This is a genomic window from Streptomyces sparsogenes (genome assembly GCF_001704635.1).
Taxonomy (GTDB): Bacteria; Actinomycetota; Actinomycetes; order Streptomycetales; family Streptomycetaceae; genus Streptomyces; species Streptomyces sparsogenes.
This window is the reverse complement of record NZ_MAXF01000038.1, coordinates 178,986-203,162: the sequence shown is the minus strand read 5'-3', so window position 1 is coordinate 203,162 and position 24,177 is coordinate 178,986. Positions and strand designations below refer to the sequence as shown.

Sequence of the window (24,177 nt, the reverse complement as noted above, 5' to 3'; positions counted from 1 at the left end):
CACTCCTTCTGTCCAAAATACCCCGGTAGGGGTCACATTAAGCCGCGTAAATGGTTGGAACGCAGCAGTACGCGGGAATTCGCGATACGTCCTACCCGCATGATTGAACATCCATTCATACGGAAACTGGTTCGAATTGTGGGCAAGATCACGACTTCCACCAGGAGAGGAAGGAGCTCCACATGCTGTTCCTCTGAGGCTTGGCGTGGGGGCGCGGCTGGGGGGTGGCCCCGGCGGTGGTCGCGGCGCCCGCCGCGGGAGCGGTGGCGGCCATGGTCGGCGCCTGTCGCGCACGGACCGGGGCGAACCGGGCGGGAAGCGAGGTGAGCGCCCGGTGGAACGGGCCGGGGCGCCAGGTCAGGCTCTCCACCGGCACGGCCAGTTCGACGTCCGGGAGCTGGTTGAGCAGGTTCTCGATCGCCCCGACCGCGATGAGCTGCGCGGAGTCCTTGGCCGGGCAGGCGTGCGGCCCGGCGCTCCAGGCGAGGTGCGCGCGCTTGCTGAGGACCTGACGCGCGGAGGACAGCGTCGGGTCGGTGTTGGCGGCCGCGAAGCTGATCAGCACCAGGTCACCGGCCTTCAGCACATTGCCGCCGAGGTCGACGTCGCACACCGGGTAGTGCGGGGCGTAGTTGGCCATCGGCGGGCTGTTCCACAGCACATCGTCGATGACGTCCTCGACCAGCAGCCCGCCGGCCTGGTGGCCACCCGCGTGCTTCTCGTCGCACAGCAGCAGGTACAGGCCGTTGGCGATGAGGTTCCGCTGGGGTTCGGTGCCCGCGCTGATGAGCATCACGAGCTGATGGATCATCTCCTCGTCGGACAGCTTGGCCGGGTGGGCCATCAGCCGTGAGGTGACGTCGTCGCCCGGCTGCCGCCGCTTGAGGGCGACCAGCTCGATCAGTGCCTGGGAGAGCTCCTCGTTGGCCTTCTCGGCGTCCATGCTGGCGTCGAAGATGCCCGAGGTGCCGTAGGCCAGCCGGTCACCGATGGAGGGCGAGCAGCCGAAGAGCTCGTTGAACACCAGCAGCGGCAGCATCTTGGCGTAGTCGTTGAGCAGGTCCGCCTCGCCGAGGGCGCTGAACTGGCTGATCAGGAACGAGGAGACCCGCTCCACCTGGCGGCTCAGCCAGTGCGCGTCCACGCCGGCGAGGCTGTCCGTCACCGCCTGGCGCAGGCGCATGTGCTCCGCGCCATCGGTGAACAGGGCGTTCGGCCGGTAGGCCAACATGGGCAGCACCGGGTTGTTCGGCGCCACCTTGCCCTCGTTGAGGTCGCGCCAGCGGCGCGAGTCCTTCCGGAACGTGTCGGGGTTCTGCAGCAGTTGGAGAGCCGCCGAGTAGTCCGTGACGAGGGTGGCGTCCACGCCGGGGGCCAGCTCGACCGGCGCGGTAGTCCCGTAGTGGCGCATATGGGTGTAGAACGCCTGCGGGTCGGCCGCGAACTCCGGCCCGTACATCGGCACCCGCCGACCGCTGTTGTGAGCGGGGCAACCGGGTGGTGGTTCGGGGAAGGCCCCATGGTTGTTCATGCTTGCTCCTAGCGGGCACGGTCCTGCAGATAGCGCACCAGCGTGATCAGCGCGTTGGCCGACGACTTCTCGTCGCGCGCGTCACAGGTGACAACGGGGGTCTCCGGAAGCAGGTCGAGAGCTTCACGCAGCTCCTCCTCCGGGCGGACCGGCGTGCCGTCGAAGTGGTTGACGGATATCGCGTAGGGGAGCCCGTACTGCTCGACCAGGTCGATGACGTCGAAGGATTCCTTGAGGCGCTCGGGGTCGACCAGCACCAGCGCCCCGAGGGCGCCGCGGGTCATGTCCTCCCAGACCTGTACGAAGCGCTGCTGTCCCGGGGTGCCGAACAGATACAGGACGAGCCGGTCGCTGAGGGTGAGCCGACCGAAGTCCATGGCCACGGTGGTCGTGGTCTTGCCGCGGACCCCGTGCAGATCGTCGACGTGAGCCGCGGCCTGGGTCATGGTTTCCTCGGTGCGCAGCGGGGGAATCTCCGACATGGTGCCGATGAAGGTCGTCTTGCCCACCGCGAAATGTCCCACCACCAGGATCTTGGCGGCTATCTGCACATCGTTGCGCAGATAGACGTCCTCATCCGAAGCGGGCCTGGAGACCATCCAGCACCTCCTGAAGGACCGATACGTCCACGAGTTGAGCGGGGGGTGCCGGGGCGCGCGTGATGACATAGCCGTCCGAGGCGAGGTCGGACAGCAGGACCTTCACGATGCCGATGGGGAGTCCCAGGTGTCCCGCTATTTCGGCGACCGAGAGGTAGCCTCCGCCGCACAGGTCCAGCAGGCGGCGCTTCTCCGGGTCGTAATGGCTTGGCGGCCGCTTTTCGGAGGTGGTGACCAGAGTGATGAGATTGAACTGGTCATTGTCCGGCAACCCGCGACCGTTGGTGATGACGTACGGTCGCACTAAGGGCGCGGCCTCTGGCTCTTGCTCACCCGGTGTAATCATGCCTGAATACTTGTGTTCTCTCGAGGCGGAGTGCTGAGGGCCTTGCCGAGCTGGCCGACAAGTTGCTGCATCCGGAAGGTGATGTCCGCCATGTCGACGTCGGGGGCGGACGAGACGGCCAGGTAGGCGCCCTCGCCGGCGGAGATGAGGAAGACCCAGCCGCCGTCGAACTCCACCAGCGTCTGGCGCCAGGCCATCCGGGGGTCGCCGCAGAAGCTGGACATCGTGCGGCTCAGCGACTGGATGCCGCTCATCGCCGCGGCGATCGAGTCCGCCTCGTCCTTCTGGACCTTGCTGGAGCGGGCCATCAGCAGACCGTCGGCGGAGACCAGGAGTGCATGACGGGCGCCCGGTACCTCCAGGGCGCTCTCAAGCATCCATGACAGATCGTTGTTCACGAAAGATCGTGCCCTTCCCTGCTCGGGTTTGCGGAGCGGCCTGACTGAGTGCCGCGCTGGAAGGCGCCCATGATCGAGGCGGTTTCCTCACTCGACCGGGCCGGGGCGGGCGTGAAGTCCGCGGTGGGCACGATGGAGATCGAGCCCTTGCGCCGGCGTTTGGGCAGTCCCCCGGGGGTGGAGGCCTCGGTGGGAGCCTCCTCGCGGTGGGTCCGGGCGGCGGGCGAGGCGACCGCCGGCGGCTCCTCCGGCTCGGGCATGTTGGTCAGAAGGTCCTCGGGCAGAAGTACCACCGCGCGCACACCACCGTAGGGAGAGGCCGAATCCACGGAGACAGTGAAGCCATAGCGGGCGGCGAGCACACCGATGACCGCGAAACCGAACTGCGGGGGGTTTCCGAGGCCTGTGACGCCCGACGCGCGATTGGAAGACAGGAGCTGGTCGGCCCTGTTCTTCTCTTCCTCGTTCATACCGACACCGGCGTCGTCGATGATGATGCAGACGCCCTTGGGCACGGTGCGGATCGTGATGTCGATCGGCGAATCCGGCGCCGAGTAGCTGGTGGCGTTGTCCAGCAGCTCGGCCAGCGCCAGCGCGACCGGCTCCACGGCGCGGCTGACCACCGCGAAGTTGGACTGGGAGCGGATCTCGACGCGGGTGTAGTGACGGATGCGCCCCTTGGCGCTGCGGACCACGTCGTACACCGAGGCAACGGAGCGCTGGCGGCCCAGCCAGCCGTCACAGAGCACGGCGATGGACTGGGCACGCCGGCCGAACTGCGAGTTCATGTGGTCGATCTCGAGGAGGTCCTGGAGCATGTGGTGCTCCCCGTACTTCTCCTGCGTCTTGGAGATCGCCAGCTGCTGCTCGTTGGCGAGACCCTGCAGCGTCCGCATGGCGGACTTCAGCGCGCTCTTGGTGGCCTCTTCCGCGCGGTCATGGGCTTCCTGCACCGCCGCCGAATAGCTGCTCTCGAGCTCGGTGTAGCGGTTCTGCAGCTCGGTCTTCTCGTTGAGGAGTTTTGTACGTGCCTTTCTCCCGCGAAATATGGCGGTTGCGGCGAGAGGCGTACCAACGATCAGAGCCCAGAGCGCTGGATCCTGTATGTAATGCGTCATGAGACTCTCTTTAAGCGACTAGACCGCCAGGGACTGAAAGGGTTTCGTACGGTGCGTTCCGGATTGTCATCGGGACGGCGGCGAGTCAGCGCCCGGACGGTGCCCGCTCGGTCCGAGGGCATCGCACTCGTCTCCACGGCGCCAGCGCGGGGGCGTCGGTCTGCCGGATCGGCTCCAGATGCCCGACTGGCGGCATAATGCTCCTCAGAGTGATGACCCTTTTCGGCTTTTTGCCGGATCGCCGCGTGTCTACGCGCCCATGGCTCGCCTGGCAAGCGCGGTGATCGTATCACCAGGGTCAGGGGCCCCCGTGCATGTGCCTGTGTCCCATTCGGGGGCCTGACGCCGATTCAGCCACATGTCTTCTCCCGCCTGTTCGGCGGCGCGGACGAGTGCGGCAGCGCATCGCGGGGGCGTGCGCGGCCGGGCCCCGCGCGCTCCCGCGGTGGCGGTCTGATATCGGCCAATTACCCGGTGCTGAGCGCGCGTGACCCGGTATTCGCACACACATGTGAAATCGGCCCGGTTTTTATGCGCTTTTTTCCAGGGAATCCCGGAGGAATACGGGCGGACGGACTGTCCCGCTTCGGCCGGTATCGTCGGGGGGTGTCAGACCAGCCCCGCCCCGCCTGCTCGCCCACGCTTTTCAGCTGGGAGTTCGCCGCCGATCCGTATCCCGCGTACGCCTGGCTGCGGGAGCACGAACCCGTCCACCGCACGACTCTGCCCAGCGGTGTCGAGGCCTGGCTGGTGACCCGGTACGCGGATGCCCGGGCCGCGCTCGCCGACCCCCGGCTGTCGAAGAATCCGGCCCACCACAGCGAGGCCGCGCACGCCAAGGGCAAGGTGGGCATCCCGGGCGAGCACAGCGCGGATCTGGTGACGCATCTGCTGAACATCGACCCGCCCGACCACACCCGGCTGCGGCGGCTGGTGTCCAAGGCGTTCACCCCGCGCCGCGTGGCCGCGTTCGCGCCGCGCGTCCAGGAGTTGACCGACCGCCTCATCGACGGCTTCGGCTCCCGGGGGCAGGCCGACCTGATCCACGAGTTCGCCTTTCCGCTGCCCATCTACGCCATCTGCGACCTGCTCGGCGTACCGCGCGAGGACCAGGACGACTTCCGCGACTGGGCCGGGATGATGATCCGTCACGGCGGCGGTCCGCGCGGCGGGGTGGCCCGGGCGGTGAAGCGGATCCGCGCCTATCTCGCCGACCTCATCCACCGCAAGCGGGAGTCGCTGGGCCGGGGGGACGGCGAGCAGTCCGTCGATCTGATCTCCGGGCTGATCCGCGCCAGCGACCACGGCGAGCACCTCACCGAGAACGAGGCCGCCGCGATGGCCTTCATCCTCTTGTTCGCCGGCTTCGAGACCACCGTCAATCTGATCGGCAACGGCGTCTACGCGCTGCTGCGCGACCCCGTCCAGTGCGACCGGCTTCGGCGGTCCCTCAAAGAAGGGGACGAGGGGCTGCTGGCGACCGGCGTCGAGGAACTGCTCCGCTACGACGGCCCGGTGGAGATCGCCACCTGGCGGTTCGCCACCGAACCCGTGGTGATCGGCGGGCAGCGCGTCGCCGTGGGCGACCCGGTGCTGGTGGTGCTGGCCGCGGCCGACCGCGACCCCGAGCGCTTTGCGGCGCCCGATGTGCTCGACCTCTCCCGCGCCGACAACCAGCACCTCGGCTACGGCCACGGCATCCATTACTGTCTGGGCGCGCCGCTGGCCCGCCTCGAGGCCCGGACCGCCATCGGCACCCTGCTGCGGCGCCTGCCGGACCTGCGGCTCGCGGTGGAGCCGCAGGAGGTGCGCCGGCGCGGCGGCCTGATCATGCGCGGGCTGCGTGAGCTGCCCGTGACCTGGGATCCGAGCACCGCGACGGGCGGCGGGACGGGGGCCTGACAACGGCCGGAAATCGGGGCGGAAGTGACATAACCTCAGGCGTGTGACCGCCGCGTGACCTGGGATACATCTGCTTGTGATGATCGTGTGACGTCGCTATGTTCGACCGACGACTCAGCCCCCACACGAGAGGCAAACGCATGCGCTCCGGGAACGGTCGACACCGCCGCCCCCGTCAGGCTCCGGCAATCGTGGTCGCGGCGGGGGTGACCGGCGCCGGCATCGCCATGCCGCTCTTCGGCGCCGTCGGCGCCCAGGCCGCGGAGGTCCAGACGTGGGACCGCGTGGCCGAGTGCGAGAGCGGCGGGATGTGGAGCGCCAACGAGGGCAACGGCTTCTACGGCGGTCTCCAGATCACCTTGGACATGTGGAAGAAGTACGGCGGTCAGCGGTACGCCCCGCGCCCCGACCTCGCCAGCCGCTCCCAGCAGATAGCCGTCGCCCAGGCGATCCTCGCCGACCGCGGCCCCGACGCCTGGCCGAGCTGCGCGCTGAGCGCCGGGCTCGCCGACCTCGGCGACGCGCTCGAGGTGACCCCCGGCTCCACCGGGACGCCCGAGTCGAAGGAGTCGACGGGCACCGACGACCCCACCACGGGCGAATCGTCCGATAGTTCCGGCCGATCCGATAAGGCCGGTACGCCGGACACCTCGGGAGAATCCGATACGTCCGACAAGGCCGGAGCGTCGGATTCCGCCCCGTCCGACGACGAGTCCGGCGGCTCGTCGGCCGGCACCTCCGGCGGCGCGTCCGACGACACCTCCGGCGACTCCTCCGCCGGTTCGGGCGGCGCGTCGCACCAGACGCCGCCCCCGGACCGCGACGCGCCGGGCGCGGACGAGGGCTCCTCCGCCCCCACCGGCCGCCACCGCGGCGCGCCCGACGCCCGGGAGGGGCAGTCCGGGGACGCGGCGGACCAGGCGCGGCCCTCCGGGCGCCATGCCTCACGCGACGACGCGGACCGCGCGAAGACCCCGCTGCAGCCCCTCGGCCGCGCGGACTACACGGTCCGGACCGGTGACAACCTGTCAGGCATCGCGGACGAACAGAAGGTGGACGGAGGGTGGCCCGAGCTGTATGAGGCCAACGACTCCGTCATCGGGGCCGACCCCGATCTCATTCACCCTGGTCAGCGCCTCGATCTCAGCGTCAGGTAGCGGCAGTTCGGGGTGAATTGCCCGATCTGGCGGCGGTGAGACATACATCTCGTCACATCGCCCGGGGTGCGCCGCCTGTCCGATCTTTCCGCACCCGGCCTCACCTGCGTGGATGTGGGACGGCTGGGTGCGGAAGAGGCCGCCTTCGCTGGGATGTGGGGGTTTGATCCTCGCCGGAAGGTGTGTTTAACGTCTTTTCGCTCGCCACCGCGGGCACCGTCGATCGTCACGCCGAGTCCTGCCGGCGGTCGGGGGGACACAGACGCGTTTGCGCCGAAGGCAGGAGCGGGGGACCCAAGGTAGGTGCCGCGGTGGCCCGGGGACGGGCCGGTGCGGCTAGGGGTGAAGCCGGGTGCGGGGAACCGTGCACGGCCGGGCAACTCACGCCCGAACCCGACAGCTCACCTCGTAGGCGTCGGTGAGGAACGAACATGCGTAACGACAAGGGTAAGCACCGCCGTCCCTCCAAGGTCACCCGCATCGCCGCGCTCGCCGGCGTCGCCGGTGCGGCCGTCGCCGCGCCGATCCTGGGTGCCACCTCCGCCTCCGCCGCGACCTCCGCCCAGTGGGACGCGGTCGCGCAGTGCGAGTCCGGCGGCAATTGGTCGATCAACACCGGCAACGGCTTCTACGGCGGCCTCCAGTTCACCAACTCCACCTGGGCCGCCTACGGCGGCACGGCCTTCGCGCCCCGCGCCGACCTGGCCTCCAAGGCCCAGCAGATCCAGATAGCCGAGAAGGTCCTGGCCGGGCAGGGCAAGGGCGCCTGGCCGGTCTGCGGCAAGGGGCTGACCACCGGCGGCACCCCGGCCACCTCCACCACCACGCAGCCCGCGAAGCCGGCCCAGCCCGCCAAGCCGGCCCAGCCCGCGAAGCCCGCGAAGCCCGCCAAGCCCGCCGAGCAGGCCGCGCCGAAGGCGCAGCCCCGCGGCGAGGACGCCCACGCCGGGCGCGGGCAGGCCCGCCACGAGATCAAGAAGGGCGACGGCGAGTACAAGGTGGAGTCCGGCGACACCCTCTCCAAGATCGCCAAGGCGCACCACGTCAAGGGCGGCTGGAAGAAGCTCTTCGAGCTGAACAAGGACGTCGTCGAGGACGCCAACCTCATCTACCCGGGCCAGCGGCTGCACCTCGGCTGACCCTCCCCGCCGGGCATCCGTCGGCCCGGCACCCCCCGATACGGCCCCGGCCGGGCGCGCCGCCCCCCCACCAGGCGCGCCCCGCCGGGGCTTCACACGTTCGGCCAGCAACTTCACTGAAAATACTCACATTCGCCCCGCTATCTGGCTTTTTATGCAATGTCCCGTCTCGGGGGACGGGCGAACGTCGGGCGGGGCCCCCGGGCCCGTTAGGCTCGTGCTGCAGAACCACAGACCCATACGAAGGAGATCCTCGTGCCGTCCATCGACGTCGTCGTAGCTCGCGAGATCCTCGACTCGCGAGGCAACCCCACGGTCGAGGTCGAGGTCGGCCTCGACGACGGCAGCACCGGCCGTGCCGCCGTGCCCTCCGGGGCCTCCACCGGCGCCTTCGAGGCCCTCGAGCTCCGCGACGGCGACAAGAACCGTTACGGGGGCAAGGGCGTCGAGAAGGCCGTCCTCGCCGTCATCGAGCAGATCGGCCCGGAGCTGGTCGGCTATGACGCCACCGAGCAGCGCCTGATCGACCAGGCGATGTTCGACCTGGACGCCACCCCGGACAAGTCCTCGCTCGGCGCCAACGCCATCCTCGGTGTCTCGCTCGCCGTGGCGCACGCCGCGTCCGAGGCCTCGGACCTGCCGCTCTTCCGGTACCTGGGCGGGCCCAACGCCCATCTGCTGCCGGTGCCGATGATGAACATCCTCAACGGCGGCTCGCACGCCGACTCCAACGTGGACATCCAGGAGTTCATGATCGCGCCGATCGGCGCCGAGTCCTTCTCGGAGGCGCTGCGCTGGGGCGCCGAGGTCTACCACACCCTGAAGTCCGTGCTGAAGGAGCGGGGCCTGTCCACCGGCCTCGGCGACGAGGGCGGCTTCGCCCCGAACCTGAACTCCAACCGCGACGCCCTGGACCTGATCGTCGAGGCGATCAAGAAGGCCGGCTACCAGCCGGGCCAGGACATCGCGCTGGCGCTCGACGTCGCCGCCTCCGAGTTCTACAAGGACGGCTCGTACACGTTCGAGGGCCAGACCCGCAGCGCCGCCGAGATGACCGCGTACTACGCCGAGCTGGTCGACGCGTACCCGCTGGTCTCCATCGAGGACCCGCTGAACGAGGAGGACTGGGACGGCTGGAAGACGATCACGGACCAGCTCGGTGACAAGGTCCAGCTGGTCGGCGACGACCTGTTCGTCACCAACCCGGAGCGGCTGGCCCGCGGCATCGAGAGCGGCACCGCCAACGCGCTGCTGGTCAAGGTCAACCAGATCGGCTCGCTGACCGAGACCCTGGACGCGGTCGAGCTGGCCCAGCGCAACGGCTTCAAGTGCATGATGTCGCACCGCTCCGGCGAGACCGAGGACGTCACCATCGCCGACCTGGCCGTCGCCACCAACTGCGGCCAGATCAAGACCGGCGCCCCGGCCCGCTCCGAGCGCGTGGCCAAGTACAACCAGCTGCTGCGCATCGAGGAGATCCTCGACGACGCGGCGGTGTACGCGGGCCGCTCCGCCTTCCCGCGCTTCAAGGGCGCGGTCGTCAAGGGCTGAACCGCCACCGAGCCTGACAGCCACGCCTGACGCACGTCCCCGGCCCCGGTCCCGTACCGTGGCCGGGGACGGCGTACGCAGCGAAGTCACGACCGGGGAGGCGACGTGCCGGCGGATCGGGATCGGTTCTCCACCGCGACCAGGCTCAGGGCGCTGGGCGAGCACGCCGCCGCCCGCGTCTACCGCGCCCGCGTGCGGCGCCGCCGCAACCGGCTCACCGGCCGGGCCGCGCTGCTCGCGCTGGTCGTCTGCTCGCTGGTGGTGGCCCTCGCCTACCCCATGCGGCAGTACGTCTCGCAGCGCTCGGACATCTCCGACCAGCGGCGCCAGGCGCAGAAGGAGCGCGAGGACGTCAAGAAGCTGCGCGAGGAGAAGGCCCGGCTCCAGGACCCCGCCTACATCGAGCAGCAGGCCCGCGAGCGGCTGCACTTCACGCGGCCGGGGGAGACCGGCTACAGCGTGGTCGACGGCGGCGGCGAGGCCGAGCGCTCCTCCGACCAGGGCGCGGCCGGCCGTCCCTGGTACAGCAACCTGTGGGACAGCGTCGACGCCGCGGACGCCGCGGACGGCGGGGCCCGCGCGAAGCGCTGACCGAAGCAACCGGCCGCCCGGGGCGGCCGACCGAACCGATCGAAGAGAACTTCCCACCGATGGATACGCCCCCTCCGCAGACGGAGCCCACCGCGCCCACCGACGCGGACATCGCCGCCGTCAAGGAGCAGCTGAACCGCCTGCCGCGTGGTCTGCGCGCCGTCGCGCACCGCTGCCCCTGCGGCAACCCGGACGTCGTCGAGACCGCCCCGCGGCTCGAGGACGGCTCGCCCTTCCCGACCCTCTACTACCTGACCTGCCCGCGCGCCGCCTCCGCGATCGGCACGCTGGAGGCCGAGGGCGTGATGAAGGAGATGACGGCCCGGCTGGCCACCGACCCCGAGCTGGCCGACGCCTACCGGGCGGCCCACGAGGACTACCTCGCGCGCCGCGACGCGATCGAGGTGCTGGAGGGGTTCCCGAGCGCGGGCGGGATGCCGGACCGGGTCAAGTGCCTGCACGTCCTCGTCGCCCACTCCCTCGCCGCGGGCCCCGGGGTCAACCCGCTCGGCGACGAGGCCCTCGCCATGCTGCCGAAGTGGTGGGCGAAGGGGCCGTGCGCGACCCCGTGCGGCGGCCGGGCGGCGGGCGACCGGGAGAGCGCGGGGGAGGGCGCATGAGCCGCGTCGCGGCCGTGGACTGCGGCACCAACTCGATCCGGCTGCTGGTGGCCGACGCCGACCCGGCGACCGGCCGGATCGGCGAGCTCGACCGCCGGATGCGCATCGTCCGGCTGGGCCAGGGCGTGGACCGCACCGGGCGGCTGGCCCCCGAGGCCCTGGAGCGCACCTTCGCGGCCTGCCGGGAGTACGCGGAGGTGATCGGCGGGCTCGGCGTCGAGCGGGTCCGCTTCGTCGCCACCTCCGCCTCCCGCGACGCGGAGAACCGCGAGGAGTTCGTGCGCGGGGTCGTGGGGATCCTGGGCGTGGAGCCCGAGGTGATCAGCGGCGACCAGGAGGCGGAGTTCTCCTTCACGGGCGCCACCAAGGAGCTGACCGACCGCCAGGGCCTGGCCCGGCCCTATCTGGTGGTGGACATCGGCGGCGGCTCGACCGAGTTCGTGGTCGGCGACGGCCGGGTGCGCGCCGCGCGCAGCGTGGACATCGGCTGTGTGCGGATGACCGAGCGCCATCTGGTGGTGGACGGGCGGATCAGCGACCCGCCGGCGCCCGGTCAGATCGCCGCCATACGGGCCGACATCGAGCGGGCCCTGGACCTCGTCGAGGAGACCGTGCCGATCCGTGAGGCGGGTAGCCTGGTCGGGCTGGCGGGATCGGTCACCACCGTCGCCGGCATCGCGCTGGGGCTGCCGGAGTACGACTCCGCCGCCATCCACCACGCGCGCGTCCCGCTGGAGCAGGTCCGCGCGATCACGGACAAGCTGATCGGCTCCACGCACGCCGAGCGGGCGGCGATTCCGGTGATGCACGAGGGCCGGGTGGACGTGATCGCCTCGGGGGCGCTCGTCCTGCTGGCGATCATGGAGCGGATCGGGGCCCGGGAGGTCGTGGTGAGCGAACACGACATCCTCGACGGCATCGCCTGGAGCATCGCCTGACGGGGCGCGCAGGGCCGCCGGAACGGGGTGTGGACCCGGTGTGAGGGGTCCGTGGAGACCCCCGCGGCAAAAAGTTCGTGAAAAGCTTCACATGAAAAAATTGCCTGGTGGCCGAAGGGTGTGACCCCTGACCCCCGTACGCGGGCGCTTTCGGGGGGCGCGCTCGCCCGTCGGCCCCGCCGGCGCCCGTTCCCGACGCCGGCCGGCGATGCGCCCGGCCCCGGTGGTCTACTTCCGCGTTCAATCGCAAGCGCAGATCAGCGGGGCTGTCAACGCGCGGGGCGACCCGGTGGTTCCCTATCGCGGGTATGGGATGTGTCACGGGGGCGGCGAAGTGTAGCAGGCCCTCCCCCAAAGCTTGTGAAGGGGCTCACGAGGCACCCCCCTGAGGGTGCTGGATACTCGAATCATGAGCACCACGGAGCGTCCCAGGATCCTCGTTGTAGGCGGTGGGTACGTAGGCCTGTACGCGGCACGCCGCATCCTGAAGAAGATGCGGTACGGCGAGGCGACCGTCACGGTCGTCGACCCCCGGTCGTACATGACGTACCAGCCCTTCCTCCCAGAAGCTGCGGCCGGCAGCATCTCCCCGCGCCACGTCGTGGTCCCGCTGCGGCGCGTGCTCCCCAAGGCGGAGGTCCTCACCGGCCGTGTGACGACCATCGACCAGGACCGCAAGGTCGCCACCGTCCAGCCGCTCGTCGGCGAGGCGTACGAGCTGCCCTTCGACTACCTGGTCATCGCTCTGGGCGCGGTCTCCCGCACCTTCCCGATCCCCGGCCTCGCCGAGAACGGCATCGGCATGAAGGGCATCGAGGAGGCCATCGGCCTGCGCAACCACGTCCTCGAGCAGCTCGACAAGGCCGACTCCACGACCGACGAGGAGATCCGCCGCAAGGCCCTCACCTTCGTCTTCGTCGGCGGTGGCTTCGCGGGCGCGGAGACCATCGGCGAGGTCGAGGACATGGCGCGCGACGCCGCCAAGTACTACCCGAACGTGAAGCGCGAGGACATGCGCTTCATCCTCGTCGACGCCGCCGACAAGATCCTCCCCGAGGTCGGCCCGAAGCTCGGCCAGTGGGGCCTGGAGCACCTCCAGAAGCGCGGGGTCGAGGTCTACCTCGGCACCTCGATGGACTCCTGCGTCGGCGGCCACGTCGTGTTGAAGAACGGCCTGGAGGTCGACTCCAACACGATCGTGTGGACCGCCGGCGTCAAGCCGAACCCGGCGCTCGCCCGCTTCGGTCTGCCGCTCGGCCCCCGCGGCCACGTGGACACCGCCGCGACGCTTCAGGTCCAGGGCGCCGACTACATCTGGGCCGCCGGCGACAACGCTCAGGTCCCCGACCTCGCCGTGGGCGAGGGCGCCTGGTGCCCGCCGAACGCCCAGCACGCGCTGCGCCAGGCCAAGGTGCTCGGCGACAACGTGATCTCGGGCATGCGGGGCTTCCCGCAGCGCGAGTACAAGCACGCCAACAAGGGCGCGGTCGCGGGGCTCGGTCTGCACAAGGGCGTCGCGATGATCGTCTTCGGCAAGACCAAGATCAAGCTCAAGGGCCGGCTGGCCTGGTACATGCACCGCGGCTACCACGGCATGGCCATGCCGACCTTCAACCGCAAGATCCGCGTCTTCGCCGACTGGACGCTGGGCATGTTCCTCAAGCGCGAGGTCGTCTCCCTCGGCGCCATCGAGAACCCCCGCGAGGAGTTCTACGAGGCCGCCGCCCCGGTCTCCGCGGCCGCGGCCAAGAAGGCGGAGAACACCGCCGAGAAGGCCAAGGCCAGCTAACTCACGGACGGGGCCCCGCGCCCGGTCCCGTACACCTCCGATGCCGAAGGGCGTCCGCCATCCGTGGGGCGGGCGCCCTCCGCGTTTTCCCGGGGCTGCGTGCGAGCGGATGGTCTTTGCCGATTCCAGACGTGTCGGCGGGACTGTACGGCGGGCCCCGTGGTGTTTACGTGGTGAGTGAATCTTCCTGACTCACCATCACGGAGGTGTGTGACATGGCCGACGCCGCCCAGCGGCTCGCCGCACTGGCCGAGGAGGTGCTGGGAGCCCCGCTCCCCATCCGGATCCGCGCCTGGGACCACAGCGAGACGGGCCCGCCGCACACCCCCGTCCTGGTCGTACGGCGCCGCAGGGCGCTGCGCCGGCTGCTGTGGAAACCGGGCGAGCTGGGCCTGGCCCGCGCCTGGGTGGCCGGCGACCTCGACGTCGAGGGCGACCTCTACGACGCCCTGGACCGGCTGGCCGGGCTGCTGTGGGAGCGCGGCGACGGCTCGGCACCGCGTCGGTCGAAGGCCGCCGCCGCCCTCAAGGCGCTGCGCGACCCCGCGCTGCGCTCCGCCGTCCGCACCCTGGCCGGCCTCGCCGGGCCCGGGCTGCCGCCGCCCCCGCCCCGGGAGGAGGCGCGCGGCGCGCGCCGCGGGCCGCTGCACACGCTGCGCCGCGACAAGGAGGCCATCAGCCACCACTACGACGTCGGCAACGACTTCTACGAGCTGGTCCTCGGCCCCTCCATGGTCTACTCCTGCGCCTACTGGGAGGGCACCGAGGCCGACGGCGCCACGCTCGAGGACGCCCAGCGCGCCAAGCTCGACCTCGTCTGCCGCAAGCTGGCGCTCCGCCCCGGCCAGCGGCTGCTGGACGTGGGCTGCGGCTGGGGCTCCATGGTGCTGCACGCGGCGCGCGAGTACGGCGTGCGGGCCGTCGGCATCACCCTCTCGCAGGAGCAGGCCGCCTACGCCCGCAAGCGCGTCGCCGACGCCGGGCTCACCGACCGGGTCGAGATCCGGGTCCAGGACTACCGCGAGATCGCCGACGGCCCCTACGACGCGATCTCCTCGATCGGCATGGCCGAGCACGTCGGCTCCGCGCGCTACGCCGAGTACGCCGCCGATCTGTACGCCCTCCTCAAGCCCGGCGGCCGGCTGCTGAACCACCAGATCGCCCGGCGCCCGGAGCCGGACGAGGAGGCGTACCACGTCGACGAGTTCATCGACCGCTACGTCTTCCCCGACGGGGAGCTCGCCCCGGTCGGACGGACCGTCACCCAGCTGGAGGAGGCGGGCTTCGAGGTGCGCGACGTGGAGGCCATCCGCGAGCACTACGCCCTCACGCTGCGCCGCTGGGTCGCCAACCTGGAGGCCCACTGGAAGCAGGCCGTACGGCTCACCTCGCCGGGGCGGGCCCGGGTGTGGCGGCTGTACATGGCGGCCTCGGCCCTGTCCTTCGAGCGCAACCGGATCGGGGTGAACCAGGTCCTGGCGGTCCGTACGCCGGAGGGTGGGGCGTCCGGCATGCCGCTGCGCGCCCGCGACTGGCGGGGCTGACAAGGGCGAGCTGCGGGGCTGACAGGCGCGAGCGCCGGACGGGCTGGGCCCGTCCGGCGCTCGTGATTCTGGTGCGGGGGAGCCGCCCTACTCGGCCTTGATGGCCGCCAGCATGTTGAGCTTGGCCGCCCGCCGGGCCGGCCACAGCGCGGCCAGGACGCCGACCAGCGCGGCCAGCACCAGGAAGACGGCCATCCGGCCCCACGGCAGGACCAGCTCGTAGGTGGGCAGGCCGGAGGAGATCAGCTCACCGGCGGCCCAGCCGAAGAAGAGGCCGAGGCCGATCCCGAGCACCCCGCCGAAGAGCGAGATCACCAGCGACTCCAGGCGCACCATGCGCTTGATGCCGCGCCGGTCCAGCCCGATGGCTCGCAACATGCCGATCTCCTGGGACCGCTCGAACACCGACATCGCGAGGGTGTTGATGACGCCCAGCACCGCGACGATGACGGCCATGGCCAGCAGCCCGTACAGCATGTTCAGCATCAGGGTGAAGAACTGGGCGATGCCGTCGGAGATGTCCTTCTTGTCCTGCACCTGGATGGCGGGGTTGTCGCCGAGCGCCTTCTCGATGGCGTCCTTGGTGGCGGCCGAGGTCCCGTCCTTGGTCTTCAGCATGACCTGCATGTCGGTCACGGTGCGCATGTGCGGGCTGAGGGTGGCGTTGTCGAGCATGATGCCGCGGATCATCTGGTTGCCCTCGTAGACGCCCACCACGGACAGCTTCCCCCGGCGGCCGTCCTCGTAGGTGACCGTGAAGGCGGACCCGCGCTTCCAGCCGTAGTGGTCGGCGGTCTTGTCGTCGACCACGACCTTGTCACCGCCGAGTCCGGCGAAGGACCCTTCCTTGAAGTCCACCGAGACCAGGTCGCGGACGGTCTTCCCGTTGACGCCCGTCAGGTATTCGGTGTCGCCCTCGATGCGGGACGCGGAGTTGCGCAGCGGGCTGAGCGCGTTCACCTGGTCCAGGTCGCCCAGCGTCTTCTCCACGTCCGGGGAGAGCGGGCGCATGCCGTCGAATCCGCCCAGGCTGACCACGTAGTCCGACTTCAGGGCGCTGGTGGCCATGTTGTCGATGCCCTTCTGGACGCTGCCGGCGATCACCGTCATGCCGGTGATCAGCGTCAGCCCGACCATCAGCGCGGAGGCCGTGGCGGCGGTACGGCGGGGGTTGCGCACCGCGTTCTGCCGGGCGAGCTTGCCGGAGATCCCGAAGGCGCGCAGCACCGGGGCGGCGGCCGCGATGAGCGGCCGGGACAGCAGCGGGGTCAGCACGAACACGCCCACCACCAGCACGGCCGCGCCCAGCCCCATGGGGAGCTTGCCGTCGGAGCCCATCCGGCTCCCGGCCAGCACCCCGGCCGCACCCGCCCCGGCGAGCACCGCGCCGATGGTGTTGCGCACCACCAGGCCGCGGGTGGTCGGCGCGGCGTGCACGCTGTTCATCGCGGCGACTGGCGGGATCTTCGCGGCGCGGCGGCCGGGCAGCCAGGCGGCGAGCACCGTCACCACGACGCCGACCAGCAGCGAGACGGCGATGGCGGTCGGGGAGACGATCAGCGGGCCGTCCGGGACGGTGGCCCCGGTGGAGTTGAGCAGCGAGCGCAGCCCGGCGCCGATGCCGATGCCGGCCGCGAGGCCCGTGACGGCCGCGACCGCGCCGACGGCGGTGGCCTCGATCAGCACCGAGCGCGTCACCTGGCGGCGGGAGGCGCCGACCGCGCGCATCAGCGCCAGCTCGCGGGTGCGCTGGGCGACCAGCATGGTGAAGGTGTTGGCGATGATGAAGACGCCGACGAACAGCGAGATCCCGGCGAAGACCAGCATGCCGGTCTGCATGCCGCTCATCTGCTGCTTGATCAGGTCCGCCTGGTCGTCGGCGAGCTGCTGGCCGGTGGTGGCCTCGGCGTCCTTCGGCAGAATCCTGTCGACGCCCGCCTTGAGGGCGGCCTGCGAGGTGCCCGCGGCGGCCTTCACGTCGATCTCGCCGAATTCACCCGGCTTGGCGAACAGCCGCTGCGCGGTGGGCGTGTCGAACAGCACCAGGCTGCCGCCCGCCGCGACGTTGCCGTCATCGGTGGAGAAGACGCCGACGACCTTCTCCCGGCGCACCGGGCCGTCCACGGACAGCCGGACGGAGTCGCCCACCTTGTAGTGGCCGCGGTCGGCGGTCTTCGAGTCGAGCGCGACCTCGCCCGCGGACTTGGGGGCGCGGCCGTCGGTCAGCGTGTAGCGGGGGTCCTTGCCGCCGGCGCCCGGGTAGTAGTTGCCGCCGGCGTTGGCGAAGCCGTTGCCGAGCAGGTCGCCGCTCTTGTCGGCGACGGCGGTGTAGCCGGAGACGATGCCGGTGGCCGAGGCCGCGCCGGGCACCTTGTCGGCCCGGTCGAGCAGGCCCTGGGTCAGCCGGGGCGCGGCGCCCGGGTTTCCCGAGTCGTCGTCGGACTTCTCCGGCTTGATGGCGACGTCGACGCCGGAGAAGCCCTTCTCCGAGCTCTTCTGGTAGGCGCTGGAGATGGTGTCGGTGAAGACCAGGGTGCCGGAGACGAAGGCCACGCCGAGCAGGACGGCGAGCACGGTCATCATCAGCCGGGCCTTGTGCGCGAGGACGTTGCGCAAGGCGGTACGGAGCATGGGCGTGTCCAAGTGAGGGATGGCGGCGGTGAAGCGTGAAGGTGGTGGATCCGACGCGCGCCCCGGCCGGCGGCCCGAGGGGCCGGGCCCGGCGGCGCGCCCGGCTCAGCTCGTACGGCCCTTGGCGTCGAAGCGCTTCATCCGGTCGAGCACCGCCTCGGCGGTCGGGTCGTGCAGCTCGTCGACGATCCGGCCGTCGGCGAGGAAGACCACCCGATCGGCGTAGGACGCGGCGACCGGGTCATGGGTGACCATGACCACGGTCTGGCCCAGTTCGCGCACCGAGTTGCGCAGGAAGCCCAGGACCTCGGCCCCGGAGCGGGAGTCCAGGTTGCCGGTCGGCTCGTCGGCGAAGATGATCTCGGGCTTGCCGGCCAGCGCGCGGGCCACCGCGACACGCTGCTGCTGGCCGCCGGAGAGCTGGGCGGGGCGGTGCTTGAGTCGCCCGGACAGCCCCACCGTGTCCACCACCTGGTCCAGCCAGGCCTGGTCCGGCTTGCGGCCGGCGATGTCCATGGGCAGCGTGATGTTCTCCAGCGCGTTCAGCGTGGGCAGCAGGTTGAACGCCTGGAAGATGAACCCGATCTTGTCGCGGCGCAGTTGGGTGAGTTTCTTGTCCTTGAGCGAGGTCAGCTCGACGTCGCCGATGCGGGCCGAGCCGCCGGAGACCGTGTCAAGACCCGCCATGCAGTGCATGAGCGTCGACTTGCCGGAGCCGGACGGGCCCATGATGGCGGTGTACTCGGCCTGCCGGAACTCGACGGAGACGCCGTCGAGGGCGACGACCTGGGTCTCGCCCTCTCCGTAGACCTTGGTGAGGTCCGTGGCGCGCGCCGCGGCGGTGGCGCGGGGGGCGGCCTGGACTCCGGAGGGGGTCGTGGTCACGGTGGAGGCTCCTGTCGCTGCTGTGGGGGACATCGTGGCGTCCTCCCATGTTCACAGCCCCGTGGGGCCCTGGTATCACCCCGCGCTCCGGTTTCCGTACGGGACTCGGGACGTACGCGGCGGGGCCCGGGTCCTCCTTGGGTAGGAGAGGACCCCCGTCCGGGGGCGTCGAGATTGCGTCAATCCCCCGCCCGGGGCGTGGTGTGGCATATGGCCAGGTCCGGTGGACGCCGGTGTGTACGGCCGCCCGGACCCGATGCTGATGAACCCTCAGTTGCCAATAAAATAAGACAACCTCGGTTCGTCGATCCGCTGTTCGGGGGCGTGCCCCCGGATAGGCTCGTGGTTGCTCTCCTATGGGGAGGGACGTACGCGCTCGTACGGCCCAGGGAGCCGCTGCCCGGATGGTGGAATGCAGACACGGCGAGCTTAAACCTCGCTGCCCCTCGCGGGCGTACCGGTTCAAGTCCGGTTCCGGGCACCTCGTCATTTACCCGCGTTGACCAGCGGTTATTGGCGGGGAAGCGTCGTCATGCTCTCACGGTTGGGAGCACCGTGGGAGCACGCGGCGCTATCTTCTTTTCCGTGGCGTACGTCACACCGCGCAGGAACTCGGCTGGGCAGATCACCAGCTACCAGGTGAAGTGGAATATCGGCGGCAAGCGCGCGGCCGGCCAGGGGACTGAGCTGTTCGACGACGAGGAGTCGGCGGAGGTCTTCAAGCAAGCCGTCAATGAGAGGACGGCGGCCCTGTGGGCCAAGGACGTCGGCGGGGCGGTGCGCATTGAGACGTGGTCGCTGGAGTGGTGGAAGCGCCAGGTGCTCGGTGGCGTGCATGAGGTGCGGTCCTCGGTCCCGGACCGGGTGTGGGTCTGGTCAGTGGGGCCGGTCGTGTACGGCGGCGACGGCACGGAGCTGTCGGCCGGCCAGGACGTGCACGAGTTGCGCGGCAGGTGGGTCTGGGAGTTCGAGCCGGGCTACACCGAAGAGCCGGCGCAGTCCCGGGCAGAGTGGCGTCCCGGGCCCGGCGCGGAGACGGAGGCCGAGGCGTGGGGGCTGGAGCAGGAGGCGGTGCGGGCTGCCTACGAGCAGGCTCGTACGGACGCGCTGCGGATCTGCTCGCTCAACCCGGCTCTGGCGGTGAGCGACGGCCGGGAGGCGGTCACCTGACGGCCCGCGGTCGCGAAGCAGGGGCCCCGGAATCCCGGGGCCCCTGCTTCGCGTCCCTGGCGGGGTCTAGGCGGGGTCGCCCACGCCATCGGCGGTGCGGTCGTGCTGGGGCTGCTCGCGGGAGGCGCGGAGGCCCTTGGGGAACCTCACCGGCATGGGCATGTGGCCGGTGGCGGGCTGAGGGGCCGTTTCCCCGCTTCCTTGGCGTGCTCGGTGACAGCCGCCTGGCTCTCGATAGCGGCGTCTCGCCAGCGCTTCCACTGTGCCTCGTGCTCGTCGCCGATGAGCCCGGCGAGCTTGGCGTACTCCGCGTCCGCGATCTGCCGGAGGCTGCTGAGTCTGTCGGGGATGTCCACGACCTCGGATCCTAAGGCTGGAGCGCCGCGAGCTTATGCGCATACCCCCTGCTCTGACCTCACGAGCGGGGGGATGAGGCACTTTCGTGTGTTCGGGCCCCTTTAGGGTCCCCCGATTCCCTGCGCCGGGCGTACGGTGGCTGAAAGACCTTCTGGCGGGGGTGTATCGCATGACAGATTTGTCCGTAGGCAAGCGTATTGCCCGGCTTCGCGATATTCGTGAACTCACTCAGGAGCAGCTCGCCGAGCGGGCGGACGTGTCCATCGACACGATCCGCCGGTTGGAGCAGGGCACGCAACGCGGGGCGCGGATCACGACGTACCAGAAACTGGCGGCCGCGCTCGACATCGAACTGGCGCGCCTGCTAGGTCAACCCACCATGACGAACTCCCTCGCGCCCCAAGGCGGACTTGTCGCCCTGCGCGCAGCCATCCAGACCCCCGGCGATCTGCCAGGGCTGGAGCAATACGGCAACGACAGCGATGCCCCCAGTGCGGCGGACCTGCGCCCGGTCCTGAAGAAGGCCCGGGGCTACTACCAGCGGGGTGAGTTCACCGACCTCGTCACCATGCTGCCCGGGCTGGTGAGCGACTTGAGAGCAGCCACCCGAGAGGCCGAGGGCGGCCCCGACCACGACACCGTATGGTCGCTGTCTGCCGCTGCTCACATCCTTGTCGCGGAGGTGGCCGCACAGCTCGGCCAAACCGATCTGGCCTACACCGCCGTCGAGCGGGCGATGCACGCTACCGCGCGCGCCAGTGACGAACTGCGACACGCCCTGGCTGTCTCGACGCTGTCATTCGTCCTCCTACGGCAAGGCCGGTGGAGCGAGGCCCAGCAAGTGGCTGCCCGCAAGGCCGCAGAGATCGAGCCGAGGTTCTCGGACAACATCCCACAAGCGTTCGCGATGTTCGGTGTGCTGCTGCTCTCCGGCGCTGTCTCGGCGTCGCGAGCCAAGCGCACTGATTCGGATAGCTCGAAGGATGAGGCGTTCACTCTCCTTAGGCGGGCGAAGGCCGCGGCCGAGCTGTGCGGCCCGGTACGAGTGCGTGGGACCAGCTTCGGCCCGGCGAGCGTGGGAATGCAGGCGACGACTATCCAGGTGTCGCTCGGCCACCCGGACCAGGCCATTGAGACAGCCAGCAAAGTCAACGTGGCCGAGCTGCCATGGGAAATCTCACGCGCCAGGCACCGGCTGGATGTCGCTTTCGCCCGCTACCAGACACAGGATGACCAGGGCGCCCGCCAAGTGCTGCTCGACCTCGACGAGAAACATCCGGAATGGCTGACCCACCAGGTGCTCGCCGCATCCACGGTGGAGGGCCTGCTGGAGAACGAGCGGCGCCGCGACCGTGAGCTGCGGAAGCTCGCGGGTCGGCTGGGCGTCGACCCTGCACTATGAAGAAGTGCCTTAGTCGCTGGGTAAGCTGACGCTGAATTACGGCACTTCTTCACTGGGATGTGATCGCGCGCACACCTAGCGTGATCTGCACGACGGCGGCGCTGGCCCACGCTCCCGCCAGGACTGGCCAGCGCCGCCCCTTCGCAGACATGCAGGGGAGCCCGACGTGACGACCAGAGCTGTGCCACAAACGCCAGAGGGCCCCGGAGCGGTGCCGTCCGCCGTCGGGGCGCCGGCCTACACCCACGTGTTCCCGCGCGAGGTGGAATCTGCAGCCCTCGCCCGGCAGCTGGTGCGGACCGTACTGGAGACCTGGCATCTGCCCCAGCTCGTCGATGACGCGATGCACGTCGTATCTGAGCTGGTCGCCAACGCGGTCGACCACGCCCGCGGCGGTCACATTCGCTTCACCGTGACTCGCACCGACGACCGCCGGGTACGCCTGGCGGTCGTTGACAAGAGCCACGCCGAGCCGGTGCTGCGGACTGTCTCTCCCAGCGAAGAGCACGGCCGTGGACTGGTCATCGTGGACGCACTATCCCTGAAGTGGGGCATCGACCCACTTCCCTGGGGGAAGCGAACCTGGGCAGACCTCGAGCTGGAGGGCGCTCGGTGAGTACCCCGTCCGTGCCCCGCCCTCGAACCTCCAGCCCCCAACCGTGGGCCGACCCTGAAAAGGTGGGCTGCGGTGTGGGGGTCCTCGACAAGGCCGCAGCCGTCCTCGACGTGATCGGACGCGACTCAGCCTCCCCGTCCGAGATAGCCGCCGCTACCGGCATCCCCCGCAATACCGTGGCTCGACTGGTCCGGGCCATGATCCGTCTCGGACTGGCCGCCCGCCAGGAGGACGGCCAGATCGCCCCCGGCCCTCGCATAGCCCGCCCGGGGGCTACGACCGACGAGGTTCCCACGGCCGGCTCAGGGATCGAAAAGCTCGCTGCCCTGCGCGATGCGACCGGTGCGTCTGCCGTCCGCCTGGTCCGGCGCCGAGGCCCGGCCGACACCGCACGGGTCTGCATCGCTGAAGTGCTGGATCTCCATGCCGCGGGCCGGTCGCAGCTCGGCGTGCCCGTCCCGTTCGCCGACGATCCCGTCACGCGGACGTTCCTCGCCTGGCAGTACTCGACGGACCGGGCCGGTCCCGCACCGCACCGCACTGCCCCCTATACAGCCGACATGTTGGCCCAGACGCGTCGCCGGGGTTGGGCGCAGGGCTTCAGCGGCCCGACTTACCGTCTCGCCACCGTCGCCGCACCGGTATTGGACCGGAGCAAGGAGCTTGTGGGCGTCCTCGTGATCTCAGGGCCGGTCACGGCGCTGACTGAGACTCCGGGCCGGGTACATGGCAGGACCCTGCTCAAAGTGGCGTCGGCGAGTGAAGTGATCAGCGAATGCCTGTACCGGAGCGGTACGCCAGTGAGCCGTCTGCACCTGTTGACAGCGAAGCGGCGGGGGACGGTATGAGCACACGATCCACATACACCAGGAGCAAGCGGGAGGCTCCGGCCGCGGCGACGCTGGTGGTGGGGGCCTACCTGCGGGCGCTGCGGCTCACGCAGGGGCTCACCGAGCACGAGGCCGGGATGGCGATCCGCTGTTCGAAATCGAAGATCTCCCGTCTTGAGACTGGTCACCTACGCCGGCAGGTGGACGCGGTTGGGCTGCTGCGCCACTACGGTGTCGAGGACTTCCTCACCGTCAGGGGTGTGCAGGATCTGCTTCGTGAGCCTCGCCAGCACGTGGTGGTCGACAGCACGCCGGGGTGGCTGGACCGGCTGCGCGCCTGCCAAGGGCAGGCTGATCCCCTCTCGATCTACAGCGCGTATGCGGTGCCCGAGATCGCCCGGGTGCCCGGCTATCCGGTTGACCATCTGGCGATGGTGGCGCAGTCGGCCGAGTTGCCCCGGGTCCCGGCGCGCCAGCCGCTGAGCCCGCTTACTGGCGGTGTGACCGTTCTCCTGGACGAGACCGTACTCATGCGCAGCCTCGGGCACCCGCCCGTCATGGCACATCAGATGGCCCATCTTCGCGACCTCGCGGCCTCCGGTGACGGGCTGTTGGTCCTGGTGGTGCCGATGCAGGCCGCCGTCCTCCCGCCCGCGCCCAGCCTCCTGTACTGGATGACGGTGCATGGGCATGAGCTGGTCGCGCAGGAGGGGCCGAGCTTCGCCGTCTACTACACCGGCAGTGAGGTGAGGCCGTGGCGTGAGCGGCTGTGGGCTGCTCAGGCAGAAGCCGTTCCTGCCATGCAAGGCGTGTGGATGCTGGAGCGGGCCCGCGTCCAGTTCGAGGAGTTGGCCGCTCACCTGCCCACCGGTGCCTCCTCGGAAAGGCTGGCGGGATGAGGCCGGGCGCCGCACAGGCGCTGTACGTGGTCGTCCTGGCTGCGCTGCTGGGCGCGCTCGGCTACGGCATCACGCACCCATGACCACCCACCAGGCCGGTGTCCCGTGCCGGCCCGAGGTGGGTCCGGGGCTCCGGCCGTCCACCCGGCCCCCGCGGGAGGGCG

22 protein-coding genes, 1 tRNA gene and 1 riboswitch are annotated in these 24,177 nt (G+C 70.3%); of the genes, 15 read left to right on the top strand and 8 right to left on the bottom strand.

Features of this window, described 5'->3' with window-relative positions; translation table 11 throughout:
• Window positions 1-148: 148 nt before the first annotated feature.
• From BBH68_RS08925 to BBH68_RS08905, 5 genes are read right to left on the bottom strand one after another with little or no spacing between them, the layout of a single operon-like run.
• A complete protein-coding gene (locus BBH68_RS08925) occupies window positions 149-1,531 on the bottom strand; it encodes a cytochrome P450 (RefSeq protein WP_065960446.1) in 1,383 nt (460 codons plus the stop codon).
• An 8-nt stretch (window positions 1,532-1,539) separates the two neighbouring features.
• A complete protein-coding gene (locus tag BBH68_RS08920) occupies window positions 1,540-2,130 on the bottom strand; it encodes a GTP-binding protein (RefSeq protein WP_065960444.1) in 591 nt (196 codons plus the stop codon).
• Window positions 2,105-2,476: a DUF742 domain-containing protein gene (locus tag BBH68_RS08915; protein WP_065960442.1), complete on the bottom strand. Its 372-nt coding sequence runs from the start codon at window positions 2,474-2,476 to the stop codon at window positions 2,105-2,107. Before BBH68_RS08915 ends, BBH68_RS08920 begins: the two co-directional genes overlap by 26 nt.
• The gene (locus BBH68_RS08910; RefSeq protein ID WP_065960441.1) at window positions 2,473-2,874 is read right to left on the bottom strand and encodes a roadblock/LC7 domain-containing protein; all 402 of its coding nucleotides are present in this window, start codon (window positions 2,872-2,874) and stop codon (window positions 2,473-2,475) included. The genes BBH68_RS08915 and BBH68_RS08910 overlap by 4 nt, the downstream gene beginning before the upstream one ends.
• A complete protein-coding gene (locus BBH68_RS08905) occupies window positions 2,871-3,992 on the bottom strand; it encodes a sensor histidine kinase (RefSeq protein WP_065960440.1) in 1,122 nt (373 codons plus the stop codon). The genes BBH68_RS08910 and BBH68_RS08905 overlap by 4 nt, the downstream gene beginning before the upstream one ends.
• A 606-nt stretch (window positions 3,993-4,598) precedes the next feature.
• Between BBH68_RS08905 and BBH68_RS08900 the strand changes: the two genes are divergently transcribed.
• The 9 genes from BBH68_RS08900 (at window position 4,599) to BBH68_RS08860 (ending at window position 15,223) form a co-directional block, all read left to right on the top strand.
• Window positions 4,599-5,894, top strand: coding sequence for a cytochrome P450 family protein (locus BBH68_RS08900; protein ID WP_065960439.1), 1,296 nt, complete (start codon window positions 4,599-4,601; stop codon window positions 5,892-5,894).
• 191 nt (window positions 5,895-6,085) lie between these two features.
• Window positions 6,086-7,051: a LysM peptidoglycan-binding domain-containing protein gene (locus BBH68_RS08895; RefSeq protein ID WP_342673124.1), complete on the top strand. Its 966-nt coding sequence runs from the start codon at window positions 6,086-6,088 to the stop codon at window positions 7,049-7,051.
• Window positions 7,052-7,312: 261 nt separating this feature from the next.
• Window positions 7,313-7,481, top strand: a riboswitch (cyclic di-AMP (ydaO/yuaA leader).
• 1 nt (window position 7,482) lies between these two features.
• A complete protein-coding gene (locus BBH68_RS08890) occupies window positions 7,483-8,190 on the top strand; it encodes a transglycosylase family protein (protein ID WP_065960436.1) in 708 nt (235 codons plus the stop codon).
• A 255-nt stretch (window positions 8,191-8,445) separates the two neighbouring features.
• Window positions 8,446-9,741, top strand: a complete 1,296-nt coding sequence (gene eno, locus BBH68_RS08885; protein ID WP_065960435.1) for a phosphopyruvate hydratase — start codon at window positions 8,446-8,448, stop codon at window positions 9,739-9,741.
• Between the two features lie 105 nt (window positions 9,742-9,846).
• Window positions 9,847-10,332 (top strand): FtsB family cell division protein, encoded by a 486-nt coding sequence (locus BBH68_RS08880; RefSeq protein WP_065960434.1) that lies wholly within the window; start codon window positions 9,847-9,849, stop codon window positions 10,330-10,332.
• 59 nt (window positions 10,333-10,391) lie between these two features.
• Complete coding sequence (locus BBH68_RS08875; protein WP_065960432.1) at window positions 10,392-10,952, top strand: DUF501 domain-containing protein; 561 nt, start codon at window positions 10,392-10,394, stop codon at window positions 10,950-10,952.
• Complete coding sequence (locus BBH68_RS08870) at window positions 10,949-11,890, top strand: Ppx/GppA phosphatase family protein (protein ID WP_065960431.1); 942 nt, start codon at window positions 10,949-10,951, stop codon at window positions 11,888-11,890. Before BBH68_RS08875 ends, BBH68_RS08870 begins: the two co-directional genes overlap by 4 nt.
• 409 nt (window positions 11,891-12,299) lie before the next feature.
• Window positions 12,300-13,679 carry an NAD(P)/FAD-dependent oxidoreductase gene (locus tag BBH68_RS08865; RefSeq protein WP_076972194.1) on the top strand — a complete coding sequence of 460 codons (1,380 nt, stop codon included), beginning with the start codon at window positions 12,300-12,302 and terminating at the stop codon, window positions 13,677-13,679.
• A gap of 215 nt (window positions 13,680-13,894) precedes the next feature.
• Window positions 13,895-15,223 carry an SAM-dependent methyltransferase gene (locus BBH68_RS08860; RefSeq protein ID WP_065960428.1) on the top strand — a complete coding sequence of 443 codons (1,329 nt, stop codon included), beginning with the start codon at window positions 13,895-13,897 and terminating at the stop codon, window positions 15,221-15,223.
• Window positions 15,224-15,310: 87 nt separating this feature from the next.
• Here BBH68_RS08860 and BBH68_RS08855 read toward each other — a convergent pair whose 3' ends face one another.
• Together BBH68_RS08855 and BBH68_RS08850 are read right to left on the bottom strand one after the other, a co-directional pair.
• Window positions 15,311-17,854: an ABC transporter permease gene (locus tag BBH68_RS08855; protein ID WP_065960427.1), complete on the bottom strand. Its 2,544-nt coding sequence runs from the start codon at window positions 17,852-17,854 to the stop codon at window positions 15,311-15,313.
• Window positions 17,855-17,959: 105 nt separating this feature from the next.
• On the bottom strand, window positions 17,960-18,739 hold the full coding sequence (locus BBH68_RS08850; RefSeq protein ID WP_065960424.1) for an ABC transporter ATP-binding protein: 780 nt from the start codon (window positions 18,737-18,739) through the stop codon (window positions 17,960-17,962).
• Window positions 18,740-19,137: 398 nt separating this feature from the next.
• On the opposite strand from BBH68_RS08850, the gene BBH68_RS08845 reads away from it, so the two are divergent.
• Both BBH68_RS08845 and BBH68_RS08840 read left to right on the top strand, forming a co-directional pair.
• Window positions 19,138-19,220, top strand: a tRNA-Leu gene (locus BBH68_RS08845).
• 104 nt (window positions 19,221-19,324) lie between these two features.
• On the top strand, window positions 19,325-19,909 hold the full coding sequence (locus tag BBH68_RS08840; RefSeq protein ID WP_065960422.1) for a hypothetical protein: 585 nt from the start codon (window positions 19,325-19,327) through the stop codon (window positions 19,907-19,909).
• A gap of 146 nt (window positions 19,910-20,055) precedes the next feature.
• Here the strand turns inward: BBH68_RS08840 and BBH68_RS08835 are convergent, their stop codons facing one another.
• Complete coding sequence (locus tag BBH68_RS08835) at window positions 20,056-20,265, bottom strand: hypothetical protein (RefSeq protein ID WP_065960421.1); 210 nt, start codon at window positions 20,263-20,265, stop codon at window positions 20,056-20,058.
• 170 nt (window positions 20,266-20,435) lie between these two features.
• Between BBH68_RS08835 and BBH68_RS08830 the strand changes: the two genes are divergently transcribed.
• From BBH68_RS08830 to BBH68_RS08815, 4 genes are all read left to right on the top strand, one after another.
• On the top strand, window positions 20,436-21,668 hold the full coding sequence (locus BBH68_RS08830; RefSeq protein WP_065960420.1) for a helix-turn-helix domain-containing protein: 1,233 nt from the start codon (window positions 20,436-20,438) through the stop codon (window positions 21,666-21,668).
• Between the two features lie 262 nt (window positions 21,669-21,930).
• On the top strand, window positions 21,931-22,284 hold the full coding sequence (locus tag BBH68_RS08825; protein ID WP_245737966.1) for an ATP-binding protein: 354 nt from the start codon (window positions 21,931-21,933) through the stop codon (window positions 22,282-22,284).
• 74 nt (window positions 22,285-22,358) lie between these two features.
• On the top strand, window positions 22,359-23,132 hold the full coding sequence (locus BBH68_RS08820; RefSeq protein ID WP_065960418.1) for a helix-turn-helix domain-containing protein: 774 nt from the start codon (window positions 22,359-22,361) through the stop codon (window positions 23,130-23,132).
• Complete coding sequence (locus BBH68_RS08815; protein WP_158080409.1) at window positions 23,129-24,013, top strand: Scr1 family TA system antitoxin-like transcriptional regulator; 885 nt, start codon at window positions 23,129-23,131, stop codon at window positions 24,011-24,013. The genes BBH68_RS08820 and BBH68_RS08815 overlap by 4 nt, the downstream gene beginning before the upstream one ends.
• Window positions 24,014-24,177: the final 164 nt, after the last annotated feature.